This is a genomic window from Lacipirellulaceae bacterium (assembly GCA_040218535.1).
Classification (GTDB): Bacteria; Planctomycetota; Planctomycetia; order Pirellulales; family Lacipirellulaceae; genus Adhaeretor.
The window spans coordinates 87,082-98,346 of the sequence record JAVJRG010000005.1 but is presented as its reverse complement, the minus strand read 5'-3'; the positions used below and the strand labels follow the sequence as shown (position 1 = coordinate 98,346).

Below are 11,265 nucleotides of genomic sequence, written 5' to 3'. Positions count from 1 at the left end.
ACTACGGGGTTGCAGAGGCTTCACTGTCAGAGGACGTCGTATTCGCTACAGCCTCGGTTGGCATCGCCTCAGGGATGAGATCCACTTTGGCACCCTCTGGGGCAAACACCATAGGTGTCGTCGCAAGCTTCATTCCAGGGGGAATATTCGAACGGTCAACAATCACATGCTCATCGTCCGACCACAGGGAAGTGATCGTGGTGGGTAATAATGTCAGTTCATCTTCTCGTACCAGGATGACTTTATCCAACTGCCGTACGGCAGCACGCGGCAGAGCAATCACGTCTTTAAGGGTCACACCATCAATCGAGGCAACTACGGGTTGGCCAATCCTCAGCGGAGGGTGTTTGGAGCGCCGGCCGAAAGGATCATCAATTCGTGCGATGGCGTAGAGATCACGCGAGTCCGTGTCGAGCACTCCCTCGGTCCGGACAATTTTCGCCTTCCAAACGGTATCTGAGGCTTTAGTGATGGGGTCACGCAACTCGACTTCGACGGGCGGGTCATCGGCAAATTCGGGGAGCGTAAGGAACTCGCGCTGGCTTGCCGAAATCGGCAAACGAACTTCCGCGTAATCGATTGCAAAGATCTGACCCAGTGGCGTGTTGGGACCCGCCATTTGCCCCAGGCCGATCATCTTGGTTTGCACGCGACCATCGAAGGGAGCAGATACCTTGGTTCGCTTCAGATCAAGTTTCGCCTGATCGAGCCGTGGGGCTGGCTCCCCGCCGACGCGTCGCACGGCGCCCGCGACCACGCCGATCCTCGGGTCCGTGATTTCCTCTGCGGGCACGCCGACCCGTATCGGTTGATTGTCAATCTCGATTACGCCCGAGAGCTCGCGCCGCCCAAGACGAGTTTCCGTAGCGAGCCGAACGACTTCCAGCGTGGCGAAATCGAGATCGATGGCCGCAATCTTTACTTCGACGAATGGACTTACCAGTTCGAGGCGAAGTCGGAGAAGGTCAAGCAGGCCGCGGACTGACTCTCGCGGTCTTCCGCTCCAGAAATCGGTGGGACGACGTTCGCGGCCGTGATGTCGACCGCCGCGAATTCTGACGCTCGCCGCGACGCTGAGGGCTGCATCAGACGATGCGACGGTGGACGGCGAATTGCAGGAGTTGTTCCTGACGAGGAGAGACCGAAGCGAGCTTCACGACGTGCCAAGTCGCCGACGCTGGTCCAACCGACGTGACATGGCCATTCACTTTAATTGACTGCGGGAGCTGAACAGAATTGCCGAAGGTTAAGCTCTTGCGGCACTCTGACTGATGGCGTCACTTTACCAGTTCGAAGTCGGGCATTTTGAAAGTCCGGTTGTTTAGGTCATCGGTCGGACCGTAGAAGCGGAACGTTGGCATAGGGCGTTTTCCGGCTGTCGGGATCCAATTCGATTTTAATCCGTCAGGCGCTTCAGCACCGACATAGAGCGTCACGGACCCGTCAGCGTTCTTTATTAGGTTGTCGAGGTCGTAGCTTGAGAGCGTTGTGCGTTTGGAATCCGTATAGATAAACCCATACGTTGCATGGTCATAAACGGTCAGAGCCCAAAACTGCTTGACCGGCATCTTGGCGGGTACGGTGACCCGATACGTCCTACCGGCCTTGAGAAGCTCTCCGGTGGAATCCGCGAGTGCGACAGCGTATTGCGTAGAGGGATTATCGGAGAGAACCTTGGGTACGTACGTGCACCAGAGGTACTGCATTGCGCGGGCATCAACGTCGATCTTGTCATCGTACTCGTAAGTGAAGGTCCGATTATCGTCGGCCAGCATCAGCGGGTAGTAGTGGCGGTCGGGCCAAAAACGTTCCTCCTCTGGCAAGCTGTCGAATTTGGCCTGCAAATAGTACCAAGCGTCAATGGCCGCCTGTCGCATTGCCCTCTTGGTAGTTGCGTCCGGTTTGAAGGGCTTACCCTTCTCGATACCTAACGACGCCAGCAAGCCCGTCATGTGCTTATCGATAGGTCGAATGGGCTCGACAGAAACGATGCTATGGATGTCGTCAAAGTGTCGCTCATCAAAGAAGGGGATCGTCGCGTATCGCTCGTCCACGGGATCGACGAATTTCTGCTCAGGCGGATTCTCTGCTTCGGACAGATAGTAGAGCCGCAGTTTCTGGGCGTAGTCGAAGGCATCTCGTTGCGTCTTGCCCGGGGCGACAATCGACCGAAACGCTAAAGCAATGCGATAGTTCGGTGAGGGAACATGGATGTACCCTTCGGGGACAGGCTCGCTAAATCCTGGAGGAGTGAATAGGTATTTGCTAGCCTTGCCCTGATCAAGCCCCCCGGGCCCGACGTCGGCAATCGTGAATTGCCAGGCATCAACAACTTGCCCATAAAGGCTTCCCTCGGCACCCGCTTCGGGGACTTCGAGTACGACAGGCCCCCGCTGCAGGTCCGAGTACGCTGCAATGTAGGGTGTGCTGCTGTTAGCGGTTATTGCTTCAAGATTCGGTTTGGCCGTCTCAGAGTAAGTGATGATGTCATTATCCTTCATCTCCAGGTCTTCCATTGCAGCCGCGCGGAAGCGATAAATCGCAACCGCAGGCATGCCCCATAGCACCGCTTCAAACGCCCGCTGGTATTTGACTTGGTACTCCAAGTCCACGACGGAGGGCTTGCTGCCCGCGGGCGGCTGGCCGCCTAGAGGTTCCATACCGTCCTGTGCCCTGAGATCAGTAGCTACGAAATATTCCAATAAAACTAGGATTAGTATTATCGTAAACTGTGATTGTTTCATGTGATTTCCACAAACTGCGAGTGTGCCTAGCGGATAGTAGACCGTATTCAGGAATGAGGGCGTCAAACTAATGACCTGGACGCCAAGACAAACCTACTGTGGTGACAAATAATACTCTTCGGCAATCAAAGTCGCCTTGCACTGTTCTCGAAACTGCTGCAATCCCAACAGTCTACCGCGGACCACTTGCTTGGCCAAATAATAGAACAAGAAACAGGGGAGAATAGCACGAATGGCTAGGTTCATGTGGTCTTCGTCGCAGTTGCAAGTTGATTCTGCTTCGACCAGTGAAAGCCAAATGGAGCGATTTGACCGCGGAGCAACGCGCTGAGGTTACATCAACTTCGGTACCGATCAAGAGCAACCAATTCGCACAGGTAGCAGCCTCCTCCTTAGATACGACGGCAATGAATCGAGTCGACACAATATCGCCAGAGATCAAATGAGGCGGACGCTTCCCCAGACGATGCGGAAGCGCCGAGTTGAAAGCCGGCCCCAAATCTAGCAAGTCGGGGAGGCCTTGATACTTCGGGAGCCTATCCCCGCTCAGCGTATGATCCGATCCCCTCCGCTGCGCAACGATTAACGTCACTCACCAGCCGAAGCAGAATCTCCGATCTCACTTCTCAAAGCCTCGATCGCTTTCTGCAACGCTCGATCTTGGAAGTCCTCAGGCACCTTCCCATCTTGCGAATTGAGCTGTTTGAGCAAGGCGGCGTTGCCCTGTTGATCGGACTCTCCGTCACCTAGCACATCTCGTCGGCTGCGATACAGTCGCCAGGCGAGGTACTCTTCCTCATCGAGCGCGACTTCATAGCCGCTGTTCGGCGAAACGCCCCACTGGTCCGCCTCATCATCGTCGGCCATGCGGTGGATGTTCTTCTCACTGGGTCGCCAGAAGCTGGCCGAGGTGAGTTTTAAGAGACTGCGTCCTGACTCGAGCCGTAAGACACGCTGCACGGTTCCCTTGCCGTAGGAGCGCTCGCCGACGATGATCGCGCGATCGTAGTCTTGCAAACAAGCAGCGACGATTTCGCTGGCACTCGCACTGTTATGGTTGATCAACACGGCTAGGGGAAGATCGCGATACTCGCCGTCGTACTCGGAGACATATCGCTCGCGGGTCTGCTCATGGCGATCGCGTGTGGTGAGGATTGTCGCTCCGATGGGCAGTAACATGTCGCAAATCGATACGGCCGCGTCTAAGGCTCCGCCGTAGTCGTCACGCAGATCGAGAATCAGACCCTTCACTTTCTGCTCACGCAAAGAAGCAAGGACTTCGCGCAGCTCGTCGACGGTTTTCTCGCCGAACTTGATGATCCGCACGTAGCCGAGGTGGGGATGCTCTTCGAGCGTATACGTCCACTGATTGTTGCCGTCGTGCCGATCGCCGAGAATTGAGGGAACGACGATCCTTGCTCGTACCAGAGGAATCTTCTCGCGTTTGGTTTCTCCTTCATGGATCACGGTCAGCACGACTTCTTCACCCAGCGGCCCGCGCACACGACGGACAATCTCATCGAGAGTGAGGTCTACGGTCGTCTGACCATCAATCGCCACGATCCGGTCGCCGGAACGGATGTCCGACGAAAACGCGGGCGTGCCCGGTTCGGGCGGACCAACTACGGTTGGGACGGTTGGCTCTCCGAGTAACCGCAGCCGGATACCCACACCGCCAAACTCTTGGGTGATGTCCTCCTGGAACGTGCTGCTCCGCTTGGCTTCGACAAACTGCGAATGTTCGTCCCCGTGCTTCTCCAACACTTTGATCATTCCCCGCATGGCACCATCGAACAGTTCCTCATCGGGTGGTTGTTCGAGGGCCCAGCGGTCGATCACAGAAAAGCCCGCCGCCACGTAGCGTGCATAAGGATTCTGTTCCGCCCGCACATAGCAGGCGTAGCAAACGAGCGTCGCGGCAATCAGGATGAGGAAGTTACGGTGGGACATAAGTTGTTATTAGCAGCCTAGCGAAAGCCCGCGTACTTGTCATTCCGAAGGGAGGCTCGCTATCGTGTCATTCCGACAGGTGTCTCAGCACCGGAGGAATCCAGTTTCATCCTGAGTTGGTAATCCATTATCAACAAGAGTCCAAACCAGATTCCTCGGTCGCTGGGGCTCGGTCGGAATGACACGATCGTCAACCTTCCCGTTTCTCAGCAACCAACTTCAGCAGTGCCTGTTGCGGATCGACAAACTTCTGCACGCCTTCTCGCATTAGCGTCTCGTGCAGATGATCGAGTTTCACTTTGGCGGCGATCTCGTCGATGACGGCTTGCCCTGGCATTTGATGGACCGTCTTTGAGAATTCGAGTCCGCTGTCGGCGACGGCTTGGTTTGTGGCGGGTGGGTTGGTTTGGATCCCGCTGCCGACGAGCGCTTCAACATACTTCCACTCCGAATCGCCCTCCAGCTTAGCACCCGTGCTAGCGAAGACGATCTCCTGCTCGAGCGGCGTCTCGTGGTCGGACCAGAAATCCTCGTTCGCCTGCCACATTTGTTTGACGTTCACCAAACCGACTTGCCCTTGAGCAGCTTCAGACAGTTCTGGCACATGCTGCTGGGTGTAGACGTCGACTCGCGAGATAAAGATGCTGTAGACACTCTTAAAGGTTTCCAACGAATCGCGCCGCTGTGCTCCCCGCCAGATGGCATCGCGGGCTTGCTCGTACTGATCCTGCGTGAAAATGAGCGTCACGTTTAGCGTGACACCCCGTGCGGCCAGTTCCTCCAACGCCCCGAGGCCCGCTTCGGTGGCGGGGACCTTGATCATGCGGTTGTCCTGTCCCTCGGACCAGGAAGTGCCCAGTTCAATGTATTTGGCGACACGCTCCTCGTGAGGAATGTTCTTCTCGGGATCTTCGAGCAGTGGATCGAGTTCGAAGCTCACCCAGCCGTCATTGCACTTGGTCTCCTGCCAGACAGGGTGAAAGACTTCTTGAGCTGCTTTCACCACTTGGTCAGTCAGTGCCCAAGCTGCCTGCTCGTCGGTGCTATCACCTGCTAGCAGTTCCGCTAGCTGATCGTCATAGCGGCCCGTCTTGATCAGGTTGCTGATGATGATGGGATTCGAGGTCGCCCCAGTTGCACCGAACTCACGATTGGTCTTCACCAGGTCAGGGTCCACCGAGTCGAGCCACAACTTGGTGCCAGCATCAATGATCGATTTCAAGGAATCTGCCATCGGGAAACGCATCCTTCGTTTAAGTAGGTACAGGGGTGGATTCGCAAATCCGCCTGACAACAAAGCAGTATAAAGGTTTTTCCAACGGGTTGCAGTCAGCCGTCCCCCGCATCTCCTTTTGAACCACAAATAAGACGAATCGCACGAATTAGCCTCTCCATGCATCTTGGGAAGGAGCGTAGACCGACCTCGATAACCAATCCTAATCGTGTGGATTCGTGAGATTCGTGGTTCGCATAAAAGAGCCTTCCTTGATAGCAGATGGCCGCATGTCAGACTTTGACGATTGGCGCGATTATCGCATTTTTGCGGAATCTGACGGTTATTCCTATACCGACGGCATGCGAAGGTCGATGAAACCCTTGAAGCCACCGGCGTATTTTGCGCCGCGGGGGGACCTGTTCGAGGGGAATAGTTCGGTGAAATACAACATTGCTTTAGCGATCATCACTCTTCTAGGCGTGTCCGTAGGACAAGCTGTCGCACAAGTTCCCGCCGGGAGCGGGGCAAAACCCGTGGGCGAGGGACTCCCTGCCGAGGCTGTGCCTCCCGGCATGGAACTACCCGAGGGAGATCTCGGGGCTTCGAGCCCCCTGACCCCCGATTTGATGCCGCCGGAGATTCCTGATCCGGCAATGGACTCGTCGCCTTTTGCAGCACGCAGCGGCGGTGAAGATGATGCCATTGATCCTTTCATCCCAGGTGAAAATGTCCGCGAGTTCCAGTGCGATCCAGCACTATTAGAAAGTTCAGGCACTTGGCTGGAGCGAGGTTTCTGGTATGCCCAAGCCGACACGGTGATTCTCAATCGTACTTGGGAACGCAAAGGTGTACTCCTGATGAGCGAACAAGGCACTGGTATCAGTGGCGGCGGACTTTTCCAATTCCAAGTTGGTAACTACTTAAACATTGACGGTGATAAGCCAGGTGCCGATGCGACTTTTCGACTAACACTCGGCCGCTTTCTTTTTCGCGACGGAGAAAACCGCGATCACACCACCGAATTCTCTTGGTGGGGAGACGGCCACTGGAATCAAGAAGCACAACTCAGAGCGGCCACTGCTAATGGAGTAAGCACGGCTGTTGGTCTCCAAGTCAGCGACTTTATTGATCGCGTCAACAGCTCGTTTGACGGGGCTAGCTTCTCGCGGTTCGTTTACGAGAGTCACCTTGATTCATTCGAGTGGAATTATCACGTCAAGCAGCGCATGGCACGGGACCGCATGGAACTACAGCCCTCCGGACAGTGGGTTCGCAAAGCGAACAGTACTCTTACCTACAGTTATCTTGCAGGGCTACGTTACATCAACCTGCGTGAGGCACTTGATTGGCAAGCGAGTGGAATCCCCAATGCTGGTGGTCCAACTCTTGACGGTCGCTACTTTGTAACGACGGATAACAACCTGCTTGGCACTCAACTTGGCGGCAGTGTCGCCACCGAGCGTGATCGCTGGAGCATCGAGATCATGGGTAAAGCCGGCGGCTACTGGAACGCCATGGATACGAATACAGACTTCAATATTGGGACGACCAATGGGAATCAAGCAAATGGCGAAGAAGACACCCTCTCCTTCGTTGGCGAAGCACGTGTCACCGGCCGTTGGCACCTCAAGCCAAACTTATCGATCCGAGCTGGTCTTGAATTGCTGTATGTCAACACAATAGCTCTCGCGCCTTTCCAGGTGAATTTCATTCAAGATGCCAATCTGCCGATAGTCGAGTCAGGCGACGCCGTCTACCTAGGTACCTCGTTGGGTATCGAAGGTTATTGGTAGGGTATAGACGCCAGAGCAATTGGCTGGGTGGCTGGGGACAAGTGGAGCTTGCCCCCAGTTCAAAAAGGCCTGGACCAAGAAAATTGAGCTAGGGCTTCACTCGTCCCCAGCCACTCTAGCGGTGTCTCGTAGCTGCTCCTCTTGAAATCAATCCGGGGCATCATGCCCTGCCGCAGACAGACTTTCACCAACCGCTACCACCGGCAGCCAGCACGCCTGCTAGCGACTTCCCACCTCGCCTACCTTCTTCGGTCGGCGTAGACTCAACTCTCGATAACCGCTAGCCTTACTATCATTTAGCGGTCCTCCGGCTCATACGCCCCAACTTAAGGTAGGCGGTGTCGGGTCCTCCCTCGCCAACTTTGCTGCCCACAGATGAAGCAACCCTCGTTCTTGGCCCGCAAGACGTTGGGGCAACCCAACTACTTTCTGATCGCAATGGCGGTCGCGTTTCTTGTTGCGCTGATGCCCCGCGGCGCACGGCTGGCGATTGAGAGCAACACGAACAAGGCAGAAGATTGGCTTCCCAACAACTACCCCGAGTCCGTTGATCTCCGTTGGTTTCGCGACCATTTCGTTGGCCAACAATTTGCTCTGGTAAGTTGGGACGGTTGTACCCTGGGGAATGACGAGAAACTGAACTTCTTCGTCAAGAAACTTATCCCCAGCAAAGAAGCGGCTGCCGCTGCCCCCAAGGATAGCGACCTAGCACAACGGGCCGCTTGGTATCAAAGCATCATGACTGGGCCCAGCGTTCTGGAGCGCATGTCGGGTCCCGAAGGAGGCATCCCCTACGGCGTTGCTTGTAAGCGTATCGAGGGTGTTCTCGTCGGACCTAAGAAAGTTGACGAATCGGGAGAAACGCTTGGAAACGAATCGCGGACGACTTGCGCCGTGGTCTTCCTGACCGAAAAGGCCACGCAAGACAACCGCACCATGCGGCAAGCGATCGAGGGAATCACTGAGGTCTTGGTCAACGAATGCGCGATCCCCGAAGAAGAGATCCGTATGGGTGGCCCTCCGGTTGACAATATTCAGATCGACATCGAAGGAGAACGGACGCTTATCCGATTAGCGGGACTCTCCGGTCTTGTTGGCTTCGTGCTTTCTTACTGGTGTTTTCGAAGCGTTAAGCTCACAAGCATTGTCTTTGCCGTGGGCGTGATCAGCATGGGCATGAGCCTGGCGATCGTGTTCTACTTTGGAATCGCTGAATACTGGTTAACTGGCCAACCGGCGAGGTTAGGCACCGTCGATGCCATTCTGATGTCCATGCCTGCAGTTGTTTTTGTGCTTGGACTATCAAGTGCCATCCACACGGTCAATTATTATCGGGATGCGCGACGCGAAACCGGCCTGCATGGGGCCGCTGAATCCGCGGTCCGCATGGGGTGGGGCCCCTGTGCCTTAGCCGCTTTCACGACATCCGTCGGCCTCGGTTCACTCTACGCCAGCGACATTCTACCGATCAAAAAGTTCGGCATGTTCAGCGCGATCGCGGTCTTAGGGACCGTGGGCGTTCTCTTTACGGTTCTGCCGGTCTTCCTCCATCGTTTCCCGATCAGCGACGACTTGGTTAAACGGCAATCAAGCGGCAAACGCGACGCACATCTCCCCGGCTGGGCTCAGCGAATCTTCGGCGTGGTGATCAATCACAATCTGGCTGCGTTTGCTATCTGGCTCTGCGTGATGGCAGGCGTGGGCTACGGTATGACCAAGATTGGCACGTCGGTCCAGTTGCTCAAGTTACTTGACGAAGACGCCGACCTCATCCACGACTACGCTTGGCTTGAAGAGAACATGGGGAATCTGGTCCCCATGGAAGTCGTGCTGACGATCCCTGAAGAACGAACCGCCGAACCGGGCGAGACCCCCGACGCCGACGGCAAACAATATCGTCTGACGATGGTCGATCGGATCGCGATCGTCCGACTGATTCAAGAACGCATCGAGTCGCTCGAAGAAGTCAGCAACTCGCTCTCACTTGCTACTTTCGCCCCCAAGCAAAGCGATTCCGGTTTTGCCGTCCTTGATGGATCGCTCGATTCAACCACAAATCGTCGCCTCACCGAACTGCGAGACGAGCTCCGCAATGGCGACTACCTTCGCTTCGAGAAAGAGAATGAGGCCAGTGACGAGATTGACCGCGAACTTTGGCGAATCAGTGCGCGCGTTGCAGCCCTCGCTGAAGATAACGAAGGCGTCGACTACGGCCTGTTCGTCAAAGAACTTGCAGAAGCAGTCGACCCGGTCCTACTTGCACTCGATCAACGCGACGTCATCGTCCGAGAGCTTGCGAAGCAAGACAAGAAGCTGCGTGGTGCCCGGTTTGTCATGCTGTATCGTTCGAATGACAAGGAGGACAAACTCGGCGATGATTCGCAAGAAGCGATCCTCAAAGAGCTACTGCTCGCCAGCGGTGCCGATCGTCGCGGAGTCGTGCAATTCAATCTGGCGAAGCTCGACAAGCCCAACCGAGGCAGCCAGGAAGCCGACGACAAGTATCGAGACGCAGCCATTGAAGGCTTGATGAATCGCTACGACGCGATGGTTCTCGTCTCTGCAGGCAGTGACCCCACGGCAAAGCAGCTTGCGAAAGAGGGGCTCACGGTGATCGATGTCACAGCTCCTCCGCTGCTCAGCCTAACAGCAGAAACGTCTGCAGCGAAGCCTCAACTCCGCACAGACTTACCGCGACCCATCCGTGCCGTCTACACCGGCATGGTCCCGGTCGTCTATAAAACGCAAAGAGAGCTCCTCAAAAGTCTGGGCGAAAGCATCGGCTGGGCGACCGTATTGATCGCCGGTGTGATGATGGTCGTCTTGCGTAGTCCCCTAGCGGGGCTGATTTCGATGATCCCCAACGTGTTCCCGATCGTCATGGTGTTTGGGGCACTGGGTTGGCTGGGCATCAAGGTCGACATCGGCATCATGATGGCCGCCAGTGTTGCCCTTGGCGTTGCCGTGGACGATACGGTGCACTTTCTCACTTGGTACCGACGCGGCGTAGCCCAGGGGCTGAATCGTAAAGAGGCGGCCATGCTCTCTTACGATCGTTGCGCGACAGCAATGTTGCAGACCACCATCATCGGTGGGCTCGGGCTGGCCGTCTTCGCGACGAGCTCCTTCACACCAACCCAACAGTTAGGCTACTTGTTGGTCACAATGCTCGGCACCGCCTTGGTCGGCGATTTGCTCCTGCTGCCAGCAATCTTATGCAGTCCACTTGGACGATTCTTCGGGGGCGAAGCCAGCCCTGACGTAGCACAGTGGCCGGAAGTTGAAAACGCAGCCAGCGAAGGCGACGGCGGCCTTTCAATGGGCGACGATTGGCAGAGCGATCCTGATGACCAGCCCGGCTCGCACGCGATGATCGACCAAGAGCCTGAAGGCCCACCTCCTCAAGAAGCTGCCGCAAAGCAAGTGGCAGCGGTAGATTCCTCTGAAGAGCCTTCTTCGGATGGCCGCCAATCCATCACCCACGGTCCACACGCCGAGTTGCACGCCAAGCTGCGGAAGTTGCGGCGGGAATCATCGGGGCGGTAGGTTTGCAAGTCTCTCC

Annotated in this window: 7 protein-coding genes; 3 read left to right on the top strand and 4 right to left on the bottom strand. The window is 56.0% G+C overall.

The genetic code is table 11. The features are described 5' to 3' along the window. Window position 1: 1 nt before the first annotated feature. Window positions 2-793, bottom strand: a complete 792-nt coding sequence (locus RIB44_00620) for an HlyD family efflux transporter periplasmic adaptor subunit (GenBank protein ID MEQ8615076.1) — start codon at window positions 791-793, stop codon at window positions 2-4. Between the two features lie 15 nt (window positions 794-808). Between RIB44_00620 and RIB44_00615 the strand changes: the two genes are divergently transcribed. After that, the gene (locus RIB44_00615) at window positions 809-985 is read left to right on the top strand and encodes a hypothetical protein (protein ID MEQ8615075.1); all 177 of its coding nucleotides are present in this window, start codon (window positions 809-811) and stop codon (window positions 983-985) included. Window positions 986-1,277: 292 nt separating this feature from the next. Here RIB44_00615 and RIB44_00610 read toward each other — a convergent pair whose 3' ends face one another. From RIB44_00610 to RIB44_00600, 3 genes are all read right to left on the bottom strand, one after another. Further along, a complete protein-coding gene (locus RIB44_00610) occupies window positions 1,278-2,660 on the bottom strand; it encodes a DUF1214 domain-containing protein (protein MEQ8615074.1) in 1,383 nt (460 codons plus the stop codon). A gap of 672 nt (window positions 2,661-3,332) precedes the next feature. Further along, window positions 3,333-4,694, bottom strand: a complete 1,362-nt coding sequence (locus RIB44_00605) for a S41 family peptidase (protein MEQ8615073.1) — start codon at window positions 4,692-4,694, stop codon at window positions 3,333-3,335. Window positions 4,695-4,884: 190 nt separating this feature from the next. Then, the gene (locus tag RIB44_00600; protein MEQ8615072.1) at window positions 4,885-5,928 is read right to left on the bottom strand and encodes a transaldolase family protein; all 1,044 of its coding nucleotides are present in this window, start codon (window positions 5,926-5,928) and stop codon (window positions 4,885-4,887) included. A gap of 269 nt (window positions 5,929-6,197) precedes the next feature. Here RIB44_00600 and RIB44_00595 point away from each other — a divergent pair, with 269 nt between their 5' ends. Together RIB44_00595 and RIB44_00590 are read left to right on the top strand one after the other, a co-directional pair. Continuing rightward, the gene (locus RIB44_00595) at window positions 6,198-7,703 is read left to right on the top strand and encodes a BBP7 family outer membrane beta-barrel protein (protein MEQ8615071.1); all 1,506 of its coding nucleotides are present in this window, start codon (window positions 6,198-6,200) and stop codon (window positions 7,701-7,703) included. Window positions 7,704-8,078: 375 nt separating this feature from the next. Beyond that, on the top strand, window positions 8,079-11,249 hold the full coding sequence (locus RIB44_00590; GenBank protein ID MEQ8615070.1) for an MMPL family transporter: 3,171 nt from the start codon (window positions 8,079-8,081) through the stop codon (window positions 11,247-11,249). The last annotated feature ends 16 nt before the right edge of the window (window positions 11,250-11,265 follow it).